Consider the following 25,011-nt stretch of genomic DNA (forward strand, 5'->3'; position numbering starts at 1 on the left):
TAGGGAGTGTAGAAAGATGAGAGTTGTTTTACAACGATCAAAGAAAGCGTCTGTCACAGTAGACGGTGAGATCGTAGGACAAATTCCGTTCGGTTTAACATTACTAGTTGGCATTACGCACGAAGATACAGAAAAAGATGCAACTTACATTGCGGAAAAAATTGCAAACTTACGTATTTTTGAAGATGAGAGCGGAAAGATGAATCATTCTGTACTTGATGTAGAAGGACAAGTTCTATCTATTTCGCAATTCACATTATACGGAGATTGCCGCAAGGGCAGACGTCCAAACTTTATGGATGCTGCGAAACCTGATTATGCAGAGCGTTTATACGATTTCTTTAATGAAGAAGTTCGTAAACAAGGATTACATGTGGAAACAGGGAAGTTTGGAGCAATGATGGACGTTTCTTTAATCAATGATGGTCCGGTGACCTTAATTGTAGAAAGTAAATAGTGTTCATAAAAAAGAGAGGGTTATATAATCCTCTCTTTTTTATACATTGTTGTATGTTTTGTTCATTTATTTGGAATCAATAGCAGTTTCGGTTATGTATAACTCTCTCATCAATATGGAACAATAAAAAGTAAAACATCCATATTGAATGTGAGGGATATACGTATGCGTATGAATGAAAAAGGGCATTCTGTTACAAATGGTGCAAATCAACTGTTTAACGTGAATTTTCATGATTTTATTTCAAAAGAGCAAAACAATACTTCAATGGAGCTTGCTTCGGAGTTTGGGATTTCTCTTCAAGATGTAAAGCGTTTAAAGAAGCAGATTGAACGTTCTTAGAGCACTTGACAATCCTACTTAACAAACGTATAGTAATTTTATATTTACATATGAATATAACCGTTGATAGAGAAGAGTAAATGAGACACACATGGAAAGAGAAGGAATGTCTTAGGCTGAAAACATTTCTGCATGATGACTGATTGAATGACACTCTAGAGGTTTCAACTTGAACGGCATATATGCTTAGTAGGGATGAACGCATATTTAAGCGTTATTAAAAAAGTGGAAGCATACGTGCTTCAATTAGGGTGGCACCACGGGTATAATACTCTCGTCCCTACTGTTTAAACAGTAGAGGCGGGAGTTTTTTTATTTTTATTAAGATTAAAACAATTTGAGGAGGAACTGAATATGTCTATTCAAATCCCACGCGGAACGCAAGATATTCTTCCAGGCACTGTTGAGTTATGGCAGTATATCGAAGGGCAAGCACGCGAAATTTGCCGTCGTTACAATTATAAAGAAATTCGTACACCAATTTTTGAACACACTGAGCTATTTTTACGCGGTGTTGGTGATACGACAGATATCGTACAAAAAGAAATGTACTCATTCCAAGATCGTGGAGAGCGTAGCTTAACATTACGTCCAGAAGGTACTGCACCTGTTGTACGTTCTTACGTTGAAAATAAAATGTTTGGTGATGCGACACAACCAACGAAATTATACTATATCGGTCAAATGTTCCGTTATGAAAGACCACAAGCAGGTCGCTATCGTCAATTCGTACAATTCGGTATCGAAGCAATCGGCAGTAATGACCCTGCAATTGATGCAGAAGTAATTGCACTTGCTGTTGAATTTTACCGCGGCATGGGCTTAAAAAATATTAAAGTTGTATTAAACAGTTTAGGTGACGCAGCGAGCCGTCAAGCACACCGTGATGCATTAATCGCACACTTTGAGCCACGTATCGGCGAATTCTGTTCTGACTGTCAATCTCGCTTAGAAAAGAATCCACTTCGAATTTTAGACTGTAAGAAAGACCGTAACCATGAATTAATGGGAACAGCACCATCTATTACAGAATACTTAAACGAAGATTCAGCAGTATACTATGACAAAGTTCAAGAACTATTAACGATGATGGATGTTCCATTTGAAAAAGATCCGAACTTAGTGCGTGGTTTAGACTACTATCAACACACTGTTTTTGAAATTATGAGTGAGGCAGAAGGTTTCGGTGCGATCACTACATTAAGCGGTGGTGGCCGTTATAACGGACTTGTACAAGAAATCGGTGGACCAGAAATGCCAGGTATCGGTTTTGCAATGAGTATTGAACGTTTAATTATGGCGCTAAAAGCTGAAAACATTGAATTACCACTTGAACATAGCATTGATTGTTACGTTGTAGCGCTTGGCGAAAAAGCGAAAGACCATGCTGCAAAAGTTGCGTTCGATCTTCGTAAAGCTGGATTGTCAGTTGAAAAAGATTATTTAGATCGCAAAATGAAAGCACAATTTAAATCAGCAGATCGTCTAAAGGCGAAATTTGTAGCTGTATTAGGAGAAGATGAGCTAGATAAAGGCATCATTAACTTAAAAGATATGGCAACAGGTGAACAAGAAGAAGTAGCGTTAGATGTATTTGCTTCATACGTAGCAGAGAAATTAATATAGGGGGAACTTACAGTGGCTGAAAGAACACATGCATGTGGAAAAGTAACAGTAGAAGCTGTTGGACAAACAGTTCAATTAAAAGGTTGGGTACAAAAACGCCGTGACTTAGGTGGATTAATCTTTATCGATTTACGTGACCGTACAGGTATCGTACAAGTTGTATTTAACCCAGAAACATCAAAAGAAGCGTTAGAAGTAGCAGAAACAATTCGTAGCGAATACGTATTACACGTAGAAGGTACAGTTGTTGAACGTGGTGAAGGCGCAATTAATGACAATATGGCAACTGGTCGTATTGAAGTACAAGCAACAAAAGTAAATGTACTAAATGCAGCGAAAACAACGCCAATTATCATTGCTGATGATACAGATGCATCAGAAGATGTGCGTTTAAAATATCGTTATTTAGACTTACGTCGTCCTGTAATGTTCAACACATTCAAAATGCGTCACGATGTAACAAAAACAATTCGTAACTTCTTAGATACAGAAGAGTTCTTAGAAGTAGAAACACCAATTTTAACGAAAAGCACGCCAGAAGGAGCTCGTGACTATTTAGTGCCAAGTCGTGTACATGATGGTGAATTCTATGCATTACCACAGTCACCACAGTTATTTAAACAGCTTCTTATGGTCGGCGGATTTGAGCGTTACTATCAAGTAGCACGTTGTTTCCGTGATGAAGATTTACGTGCGGATCGTCAACCAGAATTCACGCAAATCGATATCGAAGCTTCATTCTTAACACAAGATGAAATTTTAGATATGATGGAGCGTATGATGACGAAAGTTATGAAGGATGCAAAAGGTGTAGAAGTGAGTGCACCATTCCCTCGTATGAAATATGCTGATGCAATGGCTCGCTACGGTTCTGATAAGCCAGATACACGCTTTGAAATGGAACTAACAGACTTATCTGAGTTTGCAGCAGATTGTGGCTTTAAAGTGTTTACAAGTGCTGTAGAAAGCGGCGGACAAGTAAAAGCAATTAATGCAAAAGGTGCTGCAAGTAAATATTCTCGTAAAGACATCGATGCATTAACTGAATTCGTGAAAGTATACGGTGCAAAAGGTCTAGCTTGGCTTAAAGTTGAAGAAGACGGCCTAAAAGGACCGATTGCGAAATTCTTCGGTGAAGAAGATGCAAATGTGTTAATGAGCACATTAGAAGCTACTGCTGGCGACTTATTACTATTCGTAGCAGATAAGAAGAGCGTTGTTGCAGATAGCTTAGGCGCACTTCGTTTACGTCTAGGTAAAGAGCTTGAGTTAATTGATGAAAGTAAATTTAACTTCTTATGGGTAACTGATTGGCCACTACTTGAGTACGATGAAGATGCAGATCGTTACTTCGCAGCTCACCACCCATTCACAATGCCATTCCGTGAAGACGTTGAGTTACTAGAAACAGCACCAGAAAAAGCACGTGCACAAGCATATGACCTTGTATTAAACGGTTATGAGCTTGGTGGTGGATCACTTCGTATTTACGAGCGTGACGTACAAGAAAAAATGTTCAAAGCACTTGGATTCTCACAAGAAGAAGCGCAAGAGCAATTCGGATTCTTATTAGAAGCATTCGAATACGGTACACCACCACACGGCGGAATCGCATTAGGTTTAGATCGTCTTGTTATGTTACTTGCAGGCCGTACGAACCTTCGTGATACAATTGCATTCCCGAAAACAGCAAGCGCAAGCTGCTTATTAACAGAAGCTCCAAGCCCAGTTGCAGAAGCGCAGCTTGAAGAACTGAACTTAAAATTAAGCTTGAAAGAAGAGAAGTAAGAATAGGGTCTAGATGGTTATACTATAACCGTCTAGACTTTTTTTGAGAGGTTGTTTAAAAAGTCCGGTTTAGATAACTGTCGCATCTCATCGTTGCTTCGCCAGTCCGGTGCTCGAGTAGTGTTTCTACACTGCGCTCCTCCTGGCTTCAGCGCCTCGATCTGCTCGGTTCTCTAAATCCTCTTTTTTAAACGTGTATTTAGGAAGAAATAAAATTCTGGTCTATGTTTTCATTCTCGAAATATGTATTTTTAGGAATTCTATAACTTTTTCTATACAAATAGTCGGAAAAACGCTAGAATACATGGTAGACCATTTTTGTAATAGGAGTGTAGAGCTGAATGTTACATCAATTTTCACGTAATGAATTAGCCTTCGGTAAAGAAGGACTTGAAATATTAAAAAATAGTACAGTCGGTATTTTAGGAATTGGCGGTGTAGGTTCTTTTGCAGCTGAAGCGTTAGCACGTTCTGGCGTAGGACGTCTCGTATTAGTTGATAAAGACGTTGTAGATATTACAAACGTAAACCGTCAAATTCACGCTTTAGTATCTACTGTAGGACGTTCAAAAGTAGAATTAATGAAAGAACGTATCGCGGACATTAACCCAGAGTGTGAAGTAATTGGACTAGAAATGTTTTATACAGATGAAACATATGAAGAGTTCTTTAAGTACGGTTTAGACTTTGTAGTGGATGCATCTGATACGATTACGTTCAAAATTCATTTAATTAAACAATGTTTACGTCGTAAAATTAAAATTATCTCAAGTATGGGTGCAGCGAATAAAATGGACCCAACTCGTTTCCGTATTGCGGACATCTCTAAAACACATACAGATCCAATTGCGAAAGTCATTCGTACGAAGCTTCGTAAAGAGGGTATTAAAAAAGGTGTAAAAGTTGTCTTCTCTGACGAAAACCCAATCGTAATTCGTGAAGAAGTACGTAAAGAAATTGTACCAGACGAGAATGCAAAAATTCGTAAGGCGAAATTACCGCCTTCATCAAATGCATTCGTACCATCTGTGGCAGGCTTAATTATGGCAAGTCACGTTGTACGTGAACGCATTAAAAACGTAGAAGTGAAACGTGTAGGGCAAGAATAAAAGAAAAGCATATATCCATTTTGGATATATGCTTTTTTATATGTATTAAAGAAATATGAATATTTGCATCACTACTAGTTCAAATGTAAGTAAGGTTAGTAAGCAATAATCATATTTATCTGATTTATAGGCGGATGTCTTTTTTAGACTGTTAATGGTGAAAAGAGCTAAAGTTAGGACGAGAAGGCCAAGAGTTATTTTGAAGATTATTAATGAAATAGCAACCATTTCCCTTTAAAGGTATATGTTTATAATAACATTTTAGTGAAAAATATCCAATCTGTTTTAGGAGTTTCCTTGTATGACAAGGAGGAATGTTATTGTCAATCTTTGTCGTTAAATCGATATCCTTTATTGAATCGTTGATATATTGTAAGTTGTGATAGATATATTTGAAAAATCGTTGATATATTGCAAGTTGTGATAGATATATTTGAAAAATCGTTGATATATTGCAAGTTGTGATAGATATATTCGAAAAACCGTTAATATAATTTCATTTACCGATATCTATATATGGTTCACCGAAAACAAACAGGGATGTCACTCAGTTAAAAAAGTGACATCCCTGTTTTTAATTCTCTGCAGAATAAATAATATCTAAATTCCCATTTTGATCGGTTTTGAAAATCGGGGCAATTTGCTCTTCTTGCTCTTCGACTGAAACAAGTTTTCGAGCACGATCCATAATTCGAACAAGCATCGCGTAATCTTCTTCGATTGCTTGTTGTTTTTTTGTGAGTACCGCTAATTTCGTTTCAAGTTCATGATTCGTTTTTTGCAGAGAGGTGAGTTGAGCTTGTAATACATCATTTTCAGTTTGCAACTTTGCAAGTGAAGGATTGTTATGTTCTAAATTTTGTAAAAATGAAATGACATTTTGCATTGTAAGATCTTGTTTACTTGGCGTAATATCTTCTGAAAAATCGGCGTCAATTACGAGTTGTTTCGTTTTCGTGAACCGATTTTTTTCTATATTAGCTTCAGAACGTTTTAATTCTTTACGTTGTTTTTTTGCAAGCTGCACCGCATCTTCGTAATTCGGTCTTACTTCAGCATTCCATCTAAAGCCGCAAGCTGCTGAAGTCCGGTTCAACGCATCGCCAACTTCATCAAATGCTTTTATTTGTGTACTTCCGCTGCGAATATGTCGTAAAACAGTTTCTGCTAAAAGGAGATCATCTTCTTTTGTCCATGCATCTTGACGTGTTTTCATAAGCGAAGCCTCCATAATGGTGACGTTTTCGTTTATGTTACCCTTTATTTTTCGTTTTATTCGAAGTTTGTAATCTTTCATAAACAGTAGAAAGTGCTTGCTCAAATTTTCCTGTCGTTTTCGGTTTATAATATTGCTTGCTTTTTATTTTATCAGGTAAGTATTGTTGCCTTACCCAGCCGTTTGGATGGTCGTGCGGATATAAATATCCAATGCCTCTTCCAAGTGATTCTGCGCCTTTGTAATGACTATCTTTTAAATGGCTTGGAATGTCACCTGTTTGACCGTTGCGTAAATCGTGTAATGCAGCATCAAGTGCTTTATAAGCTGAATTTGATTTTGGTGATAAGCATAGCTCGATAACGGCATTTGCAAGTGGGATGCGTGCTTCTGGGAATCCAACTCGTTCAGCTGATTCAATTGCAGCTAGTGTACGTGGTCCAGCTTGTGGGCTAGCAAGTCCAATATCTTCATAAGCCATAATAAGAAGGCGTCTGCCAATGCTTTGTAAATCACCTGCTTCAATAAGGCGTGCTAAATAATGGAGTGCTGCATTTACATCACTTCCGCGCACTGATTTTTGAAATGCTGATAATACATCATAATGAGCATCGCCGCCTTTGTCGTGGACGAAGCTCTTCTTTTGTAAGCATTCTTCTGCAATCTCGAGTGTGATTTCAGCCGCTTGATCGTCTGTAGTAAAGCTAGATAATACAGCAAGCTCAAGTGCGTTATAAGCGGAACGCATATCACCACCAGAGGCGTTTGCAAAGTGATGTAGTGCTTCATCTGTTACCGTTACTGCATATTCTCCAAGCCCTTTTTCTTTATCTTCTAAAGCTCTTTTTAACCCAATTAAAATATCTTCTTCTGTTAGTGCGTGTAATTCGAAAATTTGACACCTGCTTCGAATAGCGGAGTTTATTGCATGGAATGGATTACTTGTCGTAGCACCAATTAAAGTAAGAAGTCCGCTTTCTAAGTGAGGTAATAGAAAGTCTTGCTTTGCTTTATCTAGACGGTGAACTTCATCTAAAATTAAAACGAGGTGTCGATGCATCTTCGCTTCTTGTACGACAACTTCCATATCTTTTTTATTGTGAGTAACAGCGTTCAATAGACGAAACGGGGTACCGGTACTTCCTGCAATTGCACTGGCAATGGATGTTTTTCCTGTACCTGGAGGACCGTATAAAATCATAGATTGAAAATGATTGGCTTGGACCATTCGCCATAAAATCTTTCCTTCACCAACTAAATGTTGTTGCCCAATAATTTCTTGAATATTTGTAGGGCGCATTCGATGTGCGAGTGGTTGTTTCATTTGGACCGTCTCCCTTAATATATAATCTCGTTCTATCGTATCATTTTTTTCTACGGAATTTGAAATAGGATGCTGTTTTATGGGAAAAATGAAGGTTAATATTTTCATTTTTCTTTCAATTGTAATAATTTCCGAGTTTTTCAATGTGATTTTATGTTATCATTTTGATACACAAGTTGAAATTTCTTATAATACTATATTATGCTATAATTTCATAGGATTTTAAATTGTGTTCTTTTTATAAATAAGATATAACCAATAGAAGTGAAAATTTGAAAAGAGGTGCAAAATAGATGAAGATTTCAACAAAAGGCCGCTATGGCTTAACAATTATGATTGATCTTGCAAAAAAGTTTGGTGAAGGTCCGATTTCATTAAAATCAATTGCGCAGGCGCATGACTTATCCGAGCATTACTTAGAGCAATTAATTTCACCACTTCGTAACGCTCGTCTTGTAAAAAGTACGCGCGGGGCATACGGCGGATATGTATTATCTGATCAACCGGCTAACATTACAGCTGGGGATGTAATCCGTGTATTAGAGGGACCGATTAGTGTTGTAGAAATGATAGAAGAAGAAGAGCCAGCACAGCGCCAGTTATGGATGCGTGTTCGTGATGCGGTGCAAGAAGTGTTAGATAGTACAACGTTAGAAGATTTAGTACGTTATGAGGAAGAAAATCACGGGGGCTATATGTTTTACATTTAATTCCTTGTGAAACGATTTGGAAAGAAGGAGATTTAATGGAACGCATTTACTTAGATCATGCTGCGACATCTCCGACTCACCCAGAAGTGGTCGAAAAGATGATTCCATATATGACAGAAATATTCGGGAACCCGTCTAGTATTCACTTTTATGGACGTCAAACTCGCCATGCAGTAGATGAGGCGAGACGAGTGTGTGCACGCAGCATTCATGCGAATCCGAATGAAATTATATTTACGAGCGGTGGTACAGAAGCTGATAATTTAGCGCTTATCGGTGTAGCACGTGCGAACCGTCATAAAGGTAACCACATAATAACGACGCAAATTGAACATCATGCGATTTTGCATACGTGCGAATTGTTAGAGCGTGAAGGGTTTGAAGTGACATATTTACCTGTCGATGAAACAGGGCTTATTCAAGTTTCTGACATACAAAAGGCATTAACAGAAGAGACGATTCTTGTATCTGTTATGTTTGGGAATAATGAAGTAGGGACAATGCAACCAATTGTGGAAATAGGAAAGTTGCTAAAAGATCATCAAGCTTATTTCCATACAGATGCGGTACAAGCTTACGGTTTAGTAGAAATTAATGTGAAAGAGTTTGGAATTGATTTATTATCAATTTCAGCTCATAAAATTAATGGGCCAAAAGGTGTAGGGTTCTTATACGCTGGTGCAAATGTGAAATTTGAACCGTTATTAATAGGCGGAGAGCAAGAAAGAAAACGCCGTGCTGGTACGGAAAATGTGCCTAGTATTGCTGGGCTTCAGCATGCAATTCTTATAGCTGAAAAAACTCGTGAGCAAAAAAATGCCCAATATGAAGAGTTTAAAGATATAATGGTATCTGTCTTCAAAAATGAAGGCATTACTTTCGAGGTAAACGGAAACTTAGAACATCGCTTACCGCATGTACTTAATGTAAGTTTTACAGGAATGAACATTGAACCATTTCTTGTGAACTTAGACCTTGCTGGCATTGCAGTATCAAGTGGTTCTGCTTGTACAGCTGGTTCGATTGATCCATCACATGTATTAGTAGCGATGTTTGGAAAAGACTCCGATCAAATACGTTCATCCGTACGCTTTAGTTTTGGACTTGGAAATACGAAAGAGCAAATTGAAAAAGCGGCGTACGAAACAGTGAAAATCGTGAAGCGATTAACACAAAATTAGCATGGGAGGTGACATGATGAACAAACTACCTCACGAAACACGCGTTGTCATCGGAATGTCCGGTGGCGTCGATTCATCTGTAGCAGCACTTTTATTAAAAGAGCAAGGTTATGATGTAATCGGAATTTTTATGAAAAACTGGGATGATACAGATGAGAATGGTGTCTGCACAGCAACAGAAGATTACAATGATGTAATTGAAGTGTGTAACCAAATTGGTATTCCGTATTATGCAGTAAACTTTGAAAAACAATACTGGGATAAAGTATTTACGTACTTCTTAGATGAGTATCGAGCTGGTCGTACACCAAACCCAGATGTAATGTGTAATAAAGAGATTAAATTTAAAGCATTTTTAGAGCATGCAATTGCGCTTGGTGCAGATTATGTGGCAACAGGCCATTATGCACGCGTTGCTTATATGGACGGCGAATATAAAATGCTTCGCGGCGTTGATGACAATAAAGATCAAACATATTTCTTAAATCAATTAAGCCAAGAGCAATTATCAAAAACAATGTTCCCGTTAGGTGAATTAAAGAAACCGCAAATTCGTGAAATGGCGAAAGAAGCTGGCTTAGCGACAGCGGCGAAAAAAGATAGTACAGGTATTTGCTTCATTGGTGAGCGTAACTTTAAAGATTTCTTAAGTAACTACTTACCGGCACAACCAGGTGTAATGCAAACATTATCTGGTGAAGTGAAAGGGAAGCATGACGGTTTAATGTATTATACAATTGGACAACGTCATGGCCTTGGAATTGGTGGTAATGGTGATCCATGGTTTGCTGTTGGGAAAAATCTAAAAGAAAACATTTTATATGTTGATCAAGGATTCCATAACGAACTTCTATATGGTGATGAAGTTATTGCTACGAATGTAGGATGGGTAAGTAACAAAGAAAAAGAAACAGAATTTAAGTGCACGGCGAAATTCCGTTATCGTCAAGAAGACAATAAAGTAACGGTTCAAATCGTTGATGAAAATACAGTTCGTATTCTTTGTGATGAGCCAATTCGTGCAATTACACCAGGACAAGCAGTCGTTTTCTATGATGGAGATGAGTGCTTAGGCGGTGCTACAATTGATGAAGTATACCGTAGTGGTAAGAAATTGGATTATTTAGGATAAACGAGAAGCCTCTGCCGATTAGCGGTTAGAGGTTTCTTTTACATAAAGCGAATTTTCGTTCGCTTGGAAAATACATTCTTTGTTATAATTTGTTGTAGAGGTGAAGGACATGTCAAACAAACTTGAAACAGGTATTCAATATATGCAAGAAGGAAACTGGGAAGAAGCAGCTAAAAATTTTACAGAAGCAATCGAAGAAAATCCGAAAGATGCGCTTGGATACATTAATTTTGCAAATTTATTAGACGTATTAGGTGATAGCGAGCGAGCGATTTTATTTTATAAACGCGCACTAGAGTTAGATGATAAATCTGCAGCTGCCTATTATGGTTTAGGAAATGTATATTATGGCCAAGAGCAATTTACTGAGGCGAAAGCTGTATTTGAACAAGCAATGCAAGCTGGATTACAATCAGCTGATGTAACATTTATGTTAGGTATCACACATGTACAGCTTGGAAATGATCGTCTTGCACTACCATTCTTACAAAGAGCAACAGAATTAGATGAAAACGATGTAGAAGCTGTATTCCAGTGCGGACTTTGCTTCGCGCGATTAGAACATGTTCAAGAGGCGAAACCTTATTTTGAAAAGGTATTAGAAATGGATGAAGAGCATGCAGATGCGTATTACAATTTAGGTGTTGCGTACGTATTTGAGGAAAATAATGAGAAGGCTCTCGCTTTATTTAAGAAAGCAACTGAAATTCAGCCAGATCACTTTTTAGCGGGTAATGGCGTTCGTTTATTAGAGCAAGAAGCTGAATAAGATAAAAATATAGTTTAATGGGTAGTTATCCCTCATCTAAAAAGGTGGGGGATGTACTGCTCATTAAAGTGAAAATATCGGAAAGGAGAGGAAAGATGGGAAATCAACATGCAATGGATTTGTTTGAGGAAGAGAAAAAGTTTATAAAAGCGCAAGTTCTTCATACCATTTTCCACAACGAAGAAAACCTCTATTCCGTTGTCAGTATGAAAGTCATTGAAACGAATGAAACGTATGACGAAAAGAAAGTAATGATAAACGGTCATTTTCCCCGCATGCATGAAGATGAAGTGTTTACATTGACAGGTCATTTTAAGGACCATCCAAAGTATGGAAAACAATATATGGTTGAAACATTTAAAAAAGAATTGCCGCAAACAAAAGCAGGTATGGTGCAATATTTAGCGAGTGATTTATTTAAAGGGATAGGAAAACGTACAGCTGAAAAAATTGTGGACCATCTCGGAGAACATGCTATTTCTAAAATTATGGATGACCCTGAGGCGTTAAATGGTGTTGTTAATAAACAAAAGGCTCAGGAAATATATGAGACAATTGTTGAACATCAAGGATTAGAGAAAGTAATGAGCTTTTTAAATGGCTACGGTTTTGGAACGAAACTTTCTATTAAGATTTACCAGCAATATAAAGAGATGACATTAGAAGTGATTCGTAATAATCCGTATCAACTTATTGAAGAAGTGGACGGGATTGGTTTTGGAAGAGCGGATGATATAGGGCGTGCGTTAGGGATATCGGGTAATCATGACGACCGTGTACGAGCGGGATGTTTTTACACATTAGAGAATGTCTCATTACAACTTGGTCATGTTTATATGAGGAAAGATCAACTTGTAAGAGAAACGATGTCACTTTTAAACAATCAAGAAGGAAGAGTGACTGAGGAAGATATTATAGGTTGTATTGAAACGATGCAAAGTGAAGGGAAAGTCATCATAGAAGAAGAACGAGTGTATTTAGCGACGTTATTCTACTCTGAAAAAGGTGTTGTAAAGTCTATTCGCAGGCTTATGAATCAAGAAGAAACACCTTCATTTCCAGAAGCGGAAGTGTTAAAAACGTTAGGTGAAATTGAAGAACAACTGAACGTACAATATGCACCGTTTCAGCAAGAAGCAATTCAAACGGCACTTCATAAACCGATGATGTTATTGACAGGTGGACCAGGAACCGGGAAAACAACAGTTATTAAAGGGATTGTTGAAATGTATGCGTCACTTCACGGATTATCGTTAAATCCGAATGAATACAGTGATGATAATCCATTTCCAATACTATTAACAGCTCCAACAGGAAGAGCAGCGAAGCGGATGAGTGAATCGACAGGACTTCCAGCTTGCACAATTCACCGTTTACTTGGTTGGACGCCAGAAGGATCTTTCCAGCGTAATGAAACGGATCCTGTCCAAGGTAAGCTCCTTATTATCGATGAATTTTCAATGGTTGATATTTGGCTTGCAAATCAGCTATTTAAGTCGTTGCCGACGAATATTCAAGTTATCGTTGTAGGTGATGAAGATCAGTTGCCATCTGTAGGACCTGGACAAGTATTAAAAGATTTATTAAATGCAGGCGCAGTTCCGACAGTGAAGCTTACTGAAATTTATCGTCAAGCGGAAGGCTCATCAGTGATTCAACTTGCCCATGCGATAAAAAATGGAACTCTACCACCAGATTTAGCGCAAAACAAAAAAGATCGTTCGTTTATCAGCTGTACAGGGGCTCAAATTGTTGAGGTTGTGAAAAAAGTTTGCGAAAATGCTAAAACAAAAGGCTTTAGTGCAAGGGATGTTCAAGTATTAGCACCGATGTACCGCGGGCCTGCTGGTATTAATGTATTAAACGAAGCGCTGCAACAAGTATTTAATCCGAAGAGGGAAAAGAGTAAAGAAATTGCTTACGGTGATGTTGTGTACCGAAGAGGTGATAAAGTACTGCAACTCGTGAATCAGCCGGAGAGCCAAGTGTTTAATGGTGATATTGGGGAAATTGTTTCGGTGTTTTATGCAAAAGAAAACGTTGAGCAACAAGATATGATTATCGTTTCATTTGATGGAATTGAGGTAACGTATACGAAGCCCGATTTAAATCAAATTACGCATGCATATTGTTGTTCTATTCATAAATCACAAGGTAGTGAATTTCCGATTGTTATTATGCCAATCGTGAAAAGTTACAACCGTATGTTACGTCGTAATTTAATTTACACGGGTATTACAAGAAGTAAGAAGTTCCTTATTATTTGCGGGGAGGAAGCAGCTTTCCAATCTGGTGTAAATCGCCTTGATGATGCAATGCGTCAAACAACTTTAGCTAGTCGCTTGCAAGAGTCACAAGGAGAAGTACAGATGGTCACAGTTAATGGCGAGGAAATGGACGTGGAAAACATTTCACCGTATGATTTCATGTAACAAGGTGAAATTATATAGTGAAACTTTCAAACGCATAGCGTTGAAAGGCTCCAGTAATGTATAAATGAATGCAGTTTGGACATAATGGCGAATAGAATCTGGGAGACTGTAAGGAGATGAAAGCCATATGTTCATTTGTCCAAATTGCAAAGGGAAAGACATTGGAAAAATAGGTGTCAACCAATTTTATTGCTGGAATTGTTATATCGAATTATCGGTTTCAAAGGGGAAAATCCATACACATCAAGTTGAGGAAGACGGTTCATTAAGCTCTCTTGATGATTTATTTGATGAGAATGAAAGAACGATCGGATAACGAAAAGGGGGATTTACTTTGAATCTACGCAATTCATTAATCGCATTAGGTGTTGGAGCTGCAGCATATCAATATGCTCGTAAACAAGATGTATTTTCAAAACGCAATATGAAAAAAGCACGTAAGATGATTAAGTCTTACTTATAATCATTTCGATAAATTGAAAAACTCCCTTGTAGACAAGGGAGTTTTTTTATGCACCCATATGCAAATAAAAAAGTCCGATCTCTGAGAAAAGATAAGATAGACCGTAGCAGCCAACGCCAAGTATTCCATACTGCCATAATTGCTTCGCTTTTTCTTTACGTGAGGAATGAATAAAGAACCCCTTCCAAATACCGAACCCGATACAAATCCATTCAAGAATCATAAAAAGTGCTGATAATCCAAGCATAAACAAAACCATAATTAGCCCTCCTGATTATATTAATTCATGCTGTATTCTCAGGGGTGGTTGTCCTTGTTATGTTATTTATATGTACGTCTTTAAAAAACAGTATGGTCCGTATGAAAAGATTTTAAAAGTTTCGCACATAACCTACCCCATTTATTTTCAAAATAAAGGTGGAGGAGGTTTTTCATGTGAAGAATCTTAAAATCATTTGGATATATCGTTTAGGATTATTGTTACTTGTTTTTCTTTGTCTGCTCGTCTTTTTAAAAATTAAGCCGCTATGGGCACCGATTATTTTTGTATTTAAAGTAGCAATCACGCCGTTTCTTATCGCGTGTTTTATTGCGTATTTATTGCACCCTTTAATTGAAAAAATTCATAAGGAAGGGATGCCCCGTACACTTGCCATTTTGCTCATTTATATCCTTTTCTTTGGTGGAATTGGTTATGGGATTTATAAAGGAACACCAGTCGTTATTAAACAGTTACAAGAGATTAATGAACAATTTCCCCAGTTTACAAAGATGTACGATTCGTGGATGGATGGCGTTACAGAACAAACAGCGAATTTCCCTTCGTTCATTCATGAAAAGGTGAAACAACTTTTTGTGGGTGTGGAAACGAAGATTCAAGCGCTTTTAAATAAAGTGATGAGTACAGCTCGTGGTGTACTCGATTCATTGCTCATTATTTTCTTAATACCGTTCATTGTATTTTACATATTAAAAGATTATGGTGAGTTTTATCATATCTTTTGGAAACTAGTCCCAAGTAAATGGCGAGGTACGGGGCAAATGCTTGCGAAAGAAATTGATAAGTCACTTGGAAGCTATATTCGAGGACAGTTATTTGTTTGTTTAGTATTAGGGGGAGTATCAGCTCTTTCTTTTTGGTTTATCGGTATGAAATATCCATTATTGCTTGGCATTATTATTGGGGTAACGGATATAATCCCATACTTCGGTCCTATTTTAGGAGCGATCCCGACGTTAATGATTGCAGCAACAGTATCAACGAGTTTACTTATTAAGGCGGGGATCACGATTGCGATTTTGCAATTTGTGGAGAGTAACATTTTATCGCCTTACATCGTTGGTAAGTCACTTCGTATGCATCCCGTTATTATTATGCTTGCCTTACTAGTTGGGGGAGAGGTAGCTGGGATTGTAGGATTGCTAATATCGGTTCCGATTTTAGCAGTTATTCGCACTGTCATTGTTCATGTGAGACCGCTCTTGAAAAAAGAAGATGTGTAAGTATAGAAGCCCTCTATGTAAGAAATAGAGGGCTAATCATATATTTATTTAGAAAGTTGCTCGTGTATTTTTTGAATGAGGGAGCTCACATCATTTGTTTGAATATGTTTTATTTTTTTCCATTCGTTATCATACATAAATATAATTTGATTGTTGAAAAGACGCTTTTGTTCTTTTAGATTAGAAATTTTTGCGAAAGAGTACTCTTCAAATATTGGATTCTTACTTACATCTGGCCCATAAAAGAATAGTCTTTTGTTCGTTAAAATTAGCAATCCTGGCCTTGCGACGGAACGATAAATAAATATGTCTAATGAACATGCTGCGTAAAATAATATCGTTTCGTCAGTCGCTAATATGTTTTTAGCTTTGCTAAGTAAGGTTGTCATTGTGATCGCTCCTTTATTTTATTAACAATAATTTAATTATAGCAAAAAAAGTAATATTTAGAAATTTTTATAAATCATTCTTATAAGGAGATTCCGATTTGTTAATAAACGCATAATATATGAAAAGGCTGTTAAGAATGAATAGTAGAATACCTATGATTAATAAGCAATTAATACAATATAAATGATTATCTACATTGACAAACTTAAGAGAATTCTATTATATTTAGTCATATAATACATTAAATCAATGACGGAACAAGTACGTTACAGTCCATTTATAGAGAGAAGCTTCCATATGGCTGAAAGAAGCTTTAAATGAAGGGTAACAGAAAGCTAATCCTGAGAGCAGCTAATCACTGCCGTCTTGCCACGTTACGGCACCATGAGGTGATGAATTGATTGTTATTGTAATCAATTCATAATTAGGGTGGTATCGCGAGTTAACTCTCGTCCCTTTTATAGGGACGGGAGTTTTTTATATTTAAGGAGGAAAATACAATGAAACAACTAACAGGCGCACAAATTCGTCAAATGTTTTTAGACTTTTTCCAAGAAAAAGGACATGCAGTAGAACCTAGTGCATCACTAGTTCCACATGAAGATCCATCTCTTCTATGGATTAATAGTGGTGTAGCTACATTAAAAAAATATTTTGATGGACGTGTAATCCCACAAAATCCACGTATTACAAATGCTCAAAAATCAATTCGTACAAACGATATTGAAAACGTAGGGAAAACAGCTCGTCACCATACATTCTTTGAAATGTTAGGAAACTTCTCAATTGGTGATTACTTCAAAGAAGAAGCAATTACATGGGCTTGGGAATTCTTAACGAGCGACAAATGGATCGGATTCGATAAAGAATTACTATCAGTTACAATCCATCCAGAAGATGAAGAAGCATTCACAATTTGGAATGAGAAAATGGGCGTTCCAAAAGAGCGTATTATCCGCTTAGAAGAAAACTTCTGGGATATCGGTGAAGGGCCAAGTGGACCGAATACAGAGATTTTCTATGACCGCGGAGAAGCTTACGGTAATGACTTTAGTGACCCAGAATTATATCCAGGCGGAGAAAACGAGCGTTACTTAGAAGTATGGAACCTTGTATTCTCTCAATTTAACCATAATCCAGACGGTTCATATACACCACTTCCTAAGAAAAACATTGATACAGGGATGGGTCTAGAGCGTATGACATCTATCGTTCAAGATGTACCTACGAACTTTGATACAGACCTATTCATGCCGATGATTGGTGCAACAGAAACAATTTCTGGTGAAAAATATCGTAATGGCGATTTAGAAAAAGATATGGCATTCAAAGTAATTGCTGACCATATCCGTACAGTAACATTCGCTGTTGGTGACGGTGCTCTTCCATCTAACGAAGGCCGTGGTTATGTATTACGTCGTTTATTACGCCGCGCTGTTCGTTATTCGAAGAAATTAAACATCAACCGTCCATTTATGTTTGAATTAGTACCGGTTGTTGGAGAAGTAATGAAAGACTTCTATCCAGAAGTACTTGAAAAGAAAGATTTCATTGCGAAAGTTGTGAAGAACGAAGAAGAGCGTTTCCATGAAACACTTCATGATGGTGAAGCGATTTTAGCTGAAGTAATTGCAAAAGCAAAAGAAGAAAAAACAACTGTTATTTCTGGAGTAGATGCGTTCCGTCTATATGACACATACGGTTTCCCAATTGAATTAACAGAAGAATATGCAGAAGAAGCTGGCATGACAGTTGATCATGAAGGCTTTGAAAATGAAATGGAAAAACAACGTGAGCGTGCACGTGCTGCTCGTCAAGACGTTGATTCTATGCAAGTTCAAGGTGGTGTCCTTGGAGAAATTAAAGTAGCGAGCGAATTCGTTGGTTACGGTACAGTTGCAACAGAAAGTAACGTTGTTGCACTTGTGAAAAACGGCGAATACACAGACAGCTTACAAGCTGGTGAAGAAGGACAGTTAATTCTTGATGTAACACCATTCTATGCTGAGAGTGGTGGACAAATTGCAGACCGTGGTTACCTTCTTGCAGATGGTGTGAAAGTTCTTGTAAAAGACGTACAAAAAGCACCAAACGGCCAAAACTTGCATAAAGTTGTTGTTGAAGAAGGTACATTAACGAAAAGTGCGGCTGTAAAAGCTATTATCGATACGAAAAACCGTAGTAGCGTTGTAAAAAATCATACAGCAACTCACTTACTACACCAAGCATTAAAAGACGTACTTGGAACACACGTTAACCAAGCAGGTTCTCTTGTAACTTCTGAACGTCTACGTTTTGACTTCTCTCATTTCGGTCAAGTACAAGCTGACGAATTAGAAAAAATTGAGCGTATGGTAAACGAAAAAATTTGGGAAAGTATTGATGTTGAGATTTCTCAAAAAGCAATCGAAGAAGCGAAAGAAATGGGCGCAATGGCATTATTCGGTGAAAAATACGGAGATGTTGTACGCGTTGTACAAGTTGGCGATTACAGCTTAGAGCTTTGTGGTGGTTGTCACGTTGATAATACAGCTTCTATCGGTATTTTCAAAATCGTTGCTGAGTCTGGTATTGGTGCAGGAACTCGTCGTATTGAAGCAGTAACTGGTAAGTCTGCATACGAATTAATGAACGATCAAGTAGGTTTATTAAAAGAAGCAGCAGGAAAAATGAAAACAAATCCGAAAGATATTTTAACAAGAGTTGATGGTCTATTTGCTGAAGTGAAACAACTGCAAAAAGAAAATGAATCTCTTGCTGCGAAATTAAGCAATATCGAAGCTGGAAACTTAACTGATTCTGTAATGACAGTTGATGGTGTGAATGTATTAGCAGCGAAAGTAAATGTTGCAGATATGAACAACTTACGTACGATGATGGATGATCTGAAAAATAAATTAGAATCAGCAGTTGTTGTATTAGCGTCTGTTAATGACGATAAAGTAAACATCCTAGCAGGTGTAACGAAAGACTTAATTAGCCAAGGTTACCATGCTGGTAAACTTGTGAAAGAAGTAGCTTCTCGTTGCGGCGGTGGCGGTGGTGGCCGTCCTGATATGGCACAAGCAGGCGGTAAAAACCCAGCTCAAGTCGAAGAAGCTTTAGCATTTGTACAAGAGTACGTTAAATCTGTTTCAAAATAAAGAGATAGTAGTGTACAATGGTAGGGAGAGGAGAAGTTCTTCTCCCTATACTTACTATATAAGTGAGGTGCTTGAAATGGACGGTTTTGATAAAACAATGAAGTTTAGCATTCAAGATGAAAAACAGAGTGTCCATGTAAATGATGTACTTTTAACTGTGTATGATGCACTTCAAGAAAAAGGCTATAATCCGATTAACCAAATCGTCGGTTATTTATTAAGTGGAGACCCAGCATACATACCTCGCCATAAAGATGCACGTAGCATCATTCGCAAGCTTGAACGTGATGAGTTAATTGAAGAGCTTGTGAAGTCTTACTTGAAACATCATCGTGAGGAGTAGTTTATGCGGATATTAGGTTTAGATGTAGGTACAAAAACAGTCGGAGTTGCAATTAGCGACGAGATGGGCTGGACAGCACAAGGATTAGAAACAATTAAGATTAACGAAGAACGAGGTCACTTTGGTTTTGATCGTATTTGTGAGTTAGTAAAGCAGTACAATGTGGACAAAATAGTAGTAGGTTTACCTAAAAATATGAATGGTACAATTGGCCCACGTGGTGAAGCGTGCCAACAATTTGCAGAAAACCTACGGGAGCTGTTACAATTAGACGTTGTAATGTGGGACGAGCGTTTGTCAACAATGGCAGCGGAACGTCTACTCATTTCAGCCGATGTAAGCCGTAAGAAGCGAAAGCAAGTAATTGATAAGATGGCTGCAGTCGTAATCTTACAAGGATTTTTAGATAGTAAATAAGAGGTGACCAAAATGGAAGAAAATCAAATTACAATTGTAGACGAAAAAGGTAACGAACATTTATGTGAAATTATTTTCACTTTTGACGCTGAAAAATTTGGTAAAAAATCATACGTAGTCTTCTCTCCAATCGGTGAAGTAGACGAAGATGGAGACCAAATTTATGATGCAATGGCTTATGAGCAAAATGAGGAAGAGGGCGGAACTTTACTTCCAATCGAATCTGAAGAAGAGTGGGAAATGGTACAAGAAATGTTCAACACTCTAGCTGATGAGCAAGAAGCTGAATAATAAGTACTGAAAAGATGGACGACATACAGTCCATCTTTTTTTGTATTTATATGTAAAATGAAAGATTTTTTGTCGAAACTGTGTAAGTCTTTGTAGTATAATGAGACGGATTGTAGAAAAATAAAGTGTCAATTAAAAAAGATAAGTGAATTTGTTGCGTTTTTACATCGTGCTGTATAGAAAGGTGTACATACGGTCTACAATTAAGTAAGGAGGAAATGTTTTGATAGAGAATCAAGTGAAAAAGAAGCGTAGACGCATCTTTTTATTTTCGATTATTGCATTGCTTTTAGTTTGTGGTTCAGTCTATGCGTATATTTCATCTGCATTAGGACCAGTTGATAGCGGGAATAAAAAAGAGATTGAAGTAGAAATTCCGAAAGGATCATCTACAAGTAAAATTGGAGAAATTTTAGAAGAAAAAGGCGCTGTAAAAAACGGTACAGTTTTTAGTTTTTATACAAAGGCTAAATCGAAAAGTTTACAAGCAGGTACATATTTATTAAATCCTTCAATGAATGCTGAAGATGTGATCGAACAAATGTCATCTGGCAACGTGCATCGTCCAGCTCTTTATAAAGTGACGATTAAAGAAGGGGCGCAAGTAACTGAAATTGCAGAAACGATTGCGACAGAACTAAAGTGGAATAAAGATGATGTTACGCGTCAATTAAACGATAAAGCATTTATTCAAAAAATGCAGCAAAAGTATCCGAAGTTATTAACAGATAAAATCTTTGATAGTAATATTAAATACCCATTAGAAGGTTATTTATATCCTGCAACGTATTCGTTTTATAAGAAAGATACGACGTTAGAAGCAATTGTAATTCCAATGCTTGAGAAAACAAATGCAATCATTGTTCAAAATGAGGCGAAAATGAAAGCGAAGAATTGGGATGTTCATCAGCTTTTAACATTATCTTCACTTATTGAAGAAGAGGCAACTGGTTTTACAGATCGTCAAAAGATCTCTAGTGTCTTTTATAATCGTTTAACAAAAGGTATGCCACTTCAAACGGATCCAACGGTATTATATGCACTTGGAAAGCATAAACAACGTGTATTATACGAAGATTTAAAGGTCAACTCACCGTATAATACGTATGTTGTAAAAGGGTTGCCGGTAGGGCCGATCGCAAACTCTGGTAAACATTCAGTGGAAGCTGCGTTAGAACCTGCGCAAACAGATTATTATTATTTCTTAGCTGCACCAAGTGGTGAAGTGTATTATGCGAAAACATTAGAAGAGCATAATGCATTAAAGCAAAAATACATTACGAAAAAACAGTGAAATGGGGAGGGATAGCGAAAAAAGTCGCACATCCCTCTTTTTTGTGGTAAAATATATCGGGTTAAAAACTGGCAGAAGAATCGTTTTTAATATCAAAACGGGACGTACAAGCTAAGGGTAAAGCTGGCTTGTATTTTTATTGCATTCTATGTGTGAAAAGACGTCATAGAGGCACTTCTCCATGTAAATAAGGAGGACCATTTATGGAGGATGCAGTTAACGAGTACCTATTATCATTTATTGATCCGAAAGATAAATTAATTCTTGAAATGGAAGAATATGCAACAGAAAATCATGTGCCAATTATGGATCGACTTGGAATGGAATTTATGCTGCAATTTTTACGTTTAATTGGACCGAAAAGCATTTTAGAACTTGGAACAGCAATCGGTTATTCTAGTATTCGTATGATGCAAGCTATTCCAAATTCACGTATTGTGACAGTTGAGCGCAATCGTGAGAGATATGAAAAAGCACTTGAATATATAGAACGTTCCCCAGTAACAGATCGTATTTCAGTTATTTACGGTGATGCGTTAGAGACAGGTGAACAAGTAAAAGAACACGGGACATTTGACGTTATTTTTATTGATGCAGCAAAAGGACAGTATCGTCGCTTTTTTGACTTATATGAACCGTTATTAAATCCTGGTGGAGTAATTATTTCAGATAATGTTATGTACCACGGTCTTGTAACGACAAAAGAGAAAATTGAAAACAGACGTACACGTGGTTTAATCCGTCGTATTAAGACGTACAATGAGTGGCTTATGAATCATGAAGGATATGATACAACGATTTTCCCAATTGGTGATGGAGTAGCTGTTAGTAAAAAGAGAGGGTGACCAAGGTATGAAGAAACCTGAATTGTTAGTAACGCCAAGAGCGGTGGCGGATATCGAACCTCTTGCGAAAGCAGGAGCAGATGCGGTAATGATCGGTGAGCAAAAGTTTGGTTTACGTTTAGCAGGGGAGTTTTCACGTGAAGATGTAAAACAAACTGTGAAGATTGCACATGAAAATGGTGTGAAAGTATACGTAGCCATGAACGCTATGTTCCACAACGATAAAGTAGAAGAATTAACAGATTACGTTTCATTTTTAAACGAAGTAAATGTAGATGCAATTGTTTTCGGAGATCCAGCGGTATTAATGGCTGTTCGCGAAGTAGCACCAAATATGCAGTTGCACTGGAATACAGAAACGACAGCAACAAACTGGTTCACTTGTAACTACTGGGGACAAAGAGGAGCGAAGCGCGCTGTATTAGCTCGTGAGCTGAGCTTAGATGAAATTGTTGATTTAAAAGAAAATGCTGAAGTGGAACTAGAAGTACAAATTCACGGTATGACTTGTATGTTCCAATCGAAGCGTTCATTAGTAGGAAACTACTTTGAGTATCAAGGACGTAATCTTGACATTGAAAAGAAAAAATATGAAGAGAATATGTTCTTATATGACCCAGAGCGTAACAATAAATATCCAATTTATGAAGATGAAAATGGTACTCACATTATGAGTCCGAACGATATTTGTTTCATCGATGAATTAGAGGAACTAATCGAAGCTGAAGTTGATAGCTTAAAAATCGACGGTGTACTAAAAAGCTCTGAATACATTATTGAAGTAACGAAGAAATATCGTCAAGCGATTGATTTATGCGTAGAAGATCGTGATGCATATTATGACGTGAAAGATGATCTATATAAAGAAATAGAAGAAATGCAACCAGTAAATCGTCCGTTAGATACAGGATTCTTCTTTAAAGAAACGGTTTACTAAACGAGGAGGGTGTAGGAAATGACTGTACAAGAAATTTCACGAGTGATCGATGGCAAACGTGTTATTGTGAAGAAACCTGAACTGTTAATCCCTGCGGGTAACTTAGAAAAATTAAAAGTAGCTATCCATTACGGGGCAGATGCTGTATATTTAGGTGGACAAGAATTTGGTCTTCGTTCGAATGCAGGTAACTTTACGCTAGAAGAAATGGCAGAAGGCGTTGAGTTTGCAAAGAAGTATGGAGCAAAAATATACGTAACAACAAATATCTTTGCACATAATGAAAATATGGACGGGCTAGAGGAATATTTAAAAGGGATTGAAAAAGCTGGCGTAACGGGAATTATCGTTGCTGATCCGCTTATCATTGAGACTTGTAAACGCGTAGCGCCTTCTGTTGAGGTGCATTTAAGCACACAGCAATCACTATCCAACTGGAAAGCAGCACAGTATTGGAAAGAAGAAGGTTTACATCGTCTTGTATTAGCTCGTGAAGCAAGCTATGAAGAAATGAAAGAAATTAAAGAAAAAGTGGATATTGAAATTGAAGCATTCGTACATGGTGCAATGTGTATCGCATATTCAGGAAGATGCACATTAAGTAACCATATGACAGCGCGTGATTCTAATCGTGGTGGTTGTTGCCAATCTTGCCGCTGGGATTATGATTTAGTTCAAACAGTATCACAACATAAAGATGCAAAAGAGCTTCCTCTATTCCAAGAAGGAGATGCTCACTTTGCGATGAGTCCAAAAGATTTAAATTTAATTTTATCAATTCCGAAAATGATTGAAATCGGAATCGATAGCTTAAAGGTAGAAGGACGTATGAAATCAATCCATTACGTAGCGACTGTAGCAACTGTATATCGTAAAGTAATTGATGCTTATTGTGCGGATCCAGATAACTTTGAGTTTAAACAAGAATGGTTAGATGAGCTTGATAAATGTGCAAATCGTGATACAGCTCCTGCATTCTTTGAAGGGGTTCCAGGACATCAAGAGCAAATGTTTGGAAATCATAGTAAGAAAACAACGTATGATTTTGCTGGTTTAGTGTTAGATTATAATGAAGAAACGGGCATCGTAACGATTGAGCAACGTAATCATTTCAAACCAGGACATGAAGTGGAGTTCTTTGGACCAGAAATAGAAAACTTTACGCAAACGGTGGAGAAAATTTGGGATGAGGATGGAAACGAATTAGATGCAGCGAGACATCCGTTGCAAATCGTGAAATTCAAAGTGGATCAACGAGTGTATGTGAATAATATGATGCGCAAAAGCATACTTCAATAA

General features: G+C 37.4%; 25 protein-coding genes and 2 other annotated features. Of the genes, 21 read left to right on the forward strand and 4 right to left on the reverse strand.

All coding sequences use genetic code 11. The annotated features are described in order from the left end of the window. The first annotated feature begins 16 nt into the window (after positions 1 to 16). The 5 genes from ACTFRM_RS15545 to ACTFRM_RS15565 all read left to right on the forward strand — a co-directional run bounded on the left by ACTFRM_RS15545 (position 17) and on the right by ACTFRM_RS15565 (position 5,322). Entirely contained in the window at positions 17 to 457 is a 441-nt protein-coding gene (locus tag ACTFRM_RS15545) for a D-tyrosyl-tRNA(Tyr) deacylase (RefSeq protein WP_001266965.1), read from the forward strand. Positions 458 to 622: 165 nt separating this feature from the next. After that, positions 623 to 799 carry a hypothetical protein gene (locus ACTFRM_RS15550; protein ID WP_001242605.1) on the forward strand — a complete coding sequence of 59 codons (177 nt, stop codon included), beginning with the start codon at positions 623 to 625 and terminating at the stop codon, positions 797 to 799. A gap of 54 nt (positions 800 to 853) precedes the next feature. Next, positions 854 to 1,084 (forward strand) — a binding site (T-box leader). 69 nt (positions 1,085 to 1,153) lie between these two features. Further along, positions 1,154 to 2,425 (forward strand): histidine--tRNA ligase, encoded by a 1,272-nt coding sequence (hisS, locus tag ACTFRM_RS15555; RefSeq protein ID WP_000027084.1) that lies wholly within the window; start codon positions 1,154 to 1,156, stop codon positions 2,423 to 2,425. Positions 2,426 to 2,437: 12 nt separating this feature from the next. Then, positions 2,438 to 4,213: an aspartate--tRNA ligase gene (aspS, locus tag ACTFRM_RS15560; RefSeq protein WP_000840891.1), complete on the forward strand. Its 1,776-nt coding sequence runs from the start codon at positions 2,438 to 2,440 to the stop codon at positions 4,211 to 4,213. A 341-nt stretch (positions 4,214 to 4,554) separates the two neighbouring features. Continuing rightward, entirely contained in the window at positions 4,555 to 5,322 is a 768-nt protein-coding gene (locus tag ACTFRM_RS15565) for a tRNA threonylcarbamoyladenosine dehydratase (RefSeq protein WP_000903179.1), read from the forward strand. A 574-nt stretch (positions 5,323 to 5,896) separates the two neighbouring features. Here ACTFRM_RS15565 and ACTFRM_RS15570 read toward each other — a convergent pair. Both ACTFRM_RS15570 and ACTFRM_RS15575 read right to left on the reverse strand, forming a co-directional pair. Further along, positions 5,897 to 6,538: an RsfA family transcriptional regulator gene (locus ACTFRM_RS15570; protein WP_000857713.1), complete on the reverse strand. Its 642-nt coding sequence runs from the start codon at positions 6,536 to 6,538 to the stop codon at positions 5,897 to 5,899. Positions 6,539 to 6,575: 37 nt separating this feature from the next. Beyond that, the gene (locus ACTFRM_RS15575; RefSeq protein ID WP_000812943.1) at positions 6,576 to 7,862 is read right to left on the reverse strand and encodes a replication-associated recombination protein A; all 1,287 of its coding nucleotides are present in this window, start codon (positions 7,860 to 7,862) and stop codon (positions 6,576 to 6,578) included. A 293-nt stretch (positions 7,863 to 8,155) separates the two neighbouring features. Here ACTFRM_RS15575 and cymR point away from each other — a divergent pair, with 293 nt between their 5' ends. The 7 genes from cymR to ACTFRM_RS15610 all read left to right on the forward strand — a co-directional run bounded on the left by cymR (position 8,156) and on the right by ACTFRM_RS15610 (position 14,549). Further along, entirely contained in the window at positions 8,156 to 8,572 is a 417-nt protein-coding gene (cymR, locus tag ACTFRM_RS15580; protein WP_000704116.1) for a cysteine metabolism transcriptional regulator CymR, read from the forward strand. A gap of 35 nt (positions 8,573 to 8,607) precedes the next feature. After that, entirely contained in the window at positions 8,608 to 9,753 is a 1,146-nt protein-coding gene (locus tag ACTFRM_RS15585; protein ID WP_000439881.1) for a cysteine desulfurase family protein, read from the forward strand. Between the two features lie 16 nt (positions 9,754 to 9,769). Then, complete coding sequence (gene mnmA / locus ACTFRM_RS15590) at positions 9,770 to 10,885, forward strand: tRNA 2-thiouridine(34) synthase MnmA (RefSeq protein ID WP_001038010.1); 1,116 nt, start codon at positions 9,770 to 9,772, stop codon at positions 10,883 to 10,885. A 109-nt stretch (positions 10,886 to 10,994) separates the two neighbouring features. Continuing rightward, positions 10,995 to 11,654 (forward strand): tetratricopeptide repeat protein, encoded by a 660-nt coding sequence (locus tag ACTFRM_RS15595; RefSeq protein WP_000066409.1) that lies wholly within the window; start codon positions 10,995 to 10,997, stop codon positions 11,652 to 11,654. A 95-nt stretch (positions 11,655 to 11,749) separates the two neighbouring features. Then, on the forward strand, positions 11,750 to 14,086 hold the full coding sequence (recD2, locus tag ACTFRM_RS15600; protein ID WP_000528082.1) for an SF1B family DNA helicase RecD2: 2,337 nt from the start codon (positions 11,750 to 11,752) through the stop codon (positions 14,084 to 14,086). 127 nt (positions 14,087 to 14,213) lie between these two features. Next, on the forward strand, positions 14,214 to 14,402 hold the full coding sequence (locus ACTFRM_RS15605; RefSeq protein WP_000469281.1) for a hypothetical protein: 189 nt from the start codon (positions 14,214 to 14,216) through the stop codon (positions 14,400 to 14,402). An 18-nt stretch (positions 14,403 to 14,420) separates the two neighbouring features. Next, positions 14,421 to 14,549: a YrzQ family protein gene (locus ACTFRM_RS15610; RefSeq protein WP_001053553.1), complete on the forward strand. Its 129-nt coding sequence runs from the start codon at positions 14,421 to 14,423 to the stop codon at positions 14,547 to 14,549. A 46-nt stretch (positions 14,550 to 14,595) separates the two neighbouring features. Here ACTFRM_RS15610 and ACTFRM_RS15615 read toward each other — a convergent pair whose 3' ends face one another. Then, entirely contained in the window at positions 14,596 to 14,808 is a 213-nt protein-coding gene (locus tag ACTFRM_RS15615) for a hypothetical protein (RefSeq protein ID WP_000242535.1), read from the reverse strand. Between the two features lie 176 nt (positions 14,809 to 14,984). Between ACTFRM_RS15615 and ACTFRM_RS15620 the strand changes: the two genes are divergently transcribed. Beyond that, a complete protein-coding gene (locus tag ACTFRM_RS15620) occupies positions 14,985 to 16,052 on the forward strand; it encodes an AI-2E family transporter (protein WP_000793128.1) in 1,068 nt (355 codons plus the stop codon). 44 nt (positions 16,053 to 16,096) lie between these two features. Here ACTFRM_RS15620 and ACTFRM_RS15625 read toward each other — a convergent pair whose 3' ends face one another. Next, positions 16,097 to 16,441, reverse strand: coding sequence for a PH domain-containing protein (locus tag ACTFRM_RS15625; RefSeq protein WP_000209577.1), 345 nt, complete (start codon positions 16,439 to 16,441; stop codon positions 16,097 to 16,099). A 241-nt stretch (positions 16,442 to 16,682) separates the two neighbouring features. Beyond that, positions 16,683 to 16,902: a binding site (T-box leader), on the forward strand. A gap of 40 nt (positions 16,903 to 16,942) precedes the next feature. On the opposite strand from ACTFRM_RS15625, the gene alaS reads away from it, so the two are divergent. The 8 genes from alaS to ACTFRM_RS15665 all read left to right on the forward strand — a co-directional run bounded on the left by alaS (position 16,943) and on the right by ACTFRM_RS15665 (position 25,011). Continuing rightward, on the forward strand, positions 16,943 to 19,585 hold the full coding sequence (alaS, locus tag ACTFRM_RS15630; protein ID WP_440043448.1) for an alanine--tRNA ligase: 2,643 nt from the start codon (positions 16,943 to 16,945) through the stop codon (positions 19,583 to 19,585). Between the two features lie 76 nt (positions 19,586 to 19,661). Next, the gene (locus ACTFRM_RS15635; RefSeq protein WP_000348590.1) at positions 19,662 to 19,928 is read left to right on the forward strand and encodes an IreB family regulatory phosphoprotein; all 267 of its coding nucleotides are present in this window, start codon (positions 19,662 to 19,664) and stop codon (positions 19,926 to 19,928) included. A 3-nt stretch (positions 19,929 to 19,931) separates the two neighbouring features. Then, entirely contained in the window at positions 19,932 to 20,345 is a 414-nt protein-coding gene (gene ruvX, locus ACTFRM_RS15640; protein WP_243341038.1) for a Holliday junction resolvase RuvX, read from the forward strand. Positions 20,346 to 20,357: 12 nt separating this feature from the next. Further along, positions 20,358 to 20,636: a DUF1292 domain-containing protein gene (locus ACTFRM_RS15645; protein WP_000392247.1), complete on the forward strand. Its 279-nt coding sequence runs from the start codon at positions 20,358 to 20,360 to the stop codon at positions 20,634 to 20,636. Between the two features lie 223 nt (positions 20,637 to 20,859). Further along, positions 20,860 to 21,930 carry an endolytic transglycosylase MltG gene (gene mltG / locus ACTFRM_RS15650; protein WP_000572134.1) on the forward strand — a complete coding sequence of 357 codons (1,071 nt, stop codon included), beginning with the start codon at positions 20,860 to 20,862 and terminating at the stop codon, positions 21,928 to 21,930. 203 nt (positions 21,931 to 22,133) lie between these two features. Further along, on the forward strand, positions 22,134 to 22,775 hold the full coding sequence (locus tag ACTFRM_RS15655; protein ID WP_000389102.1) for an O-methyltransferase: 642 nt from the start codon (positions 22,134 to 22,136) through the stop codon (positions 22,773 to 22,775). 7 nt (positions 22,776 to 22,782) lie between these two features. Continuing rightward, the gene (locus tag ACTFRM_RS15660) at positions 22,783 to 23,712 is read left to right on the forward strand and encodes a peptidase U32 family protein (protein ID WP_000742801.1); all 930 of its coding nucleotides are present in this window, start codon (positions 22,783 to 22,785) and stop codon (positions 23,710 to 23,712) included. Between the two features lie 18 nt (positions 23,713 to 23,730). Continuing rightward, complete coding sequence (locus ACTFRM_RS15665) at positions 23,731 to 25,011, forward strand: peptidase U32 family protein (protein ID WP_000217974.1); 1,281 nt, start codon at positions 23,731 to 23,733, stop codon at positions 25,009 to 25,011.

The organism is Bacillus cereus group sp. MYBK227-1, assembly GCF_051916325.1.
Lineage (GTDB): Bacteria > Bacillota > Bacilli > Bacillales > Bacillaceae_G > Bacillus_A > Bacillus_A cereus.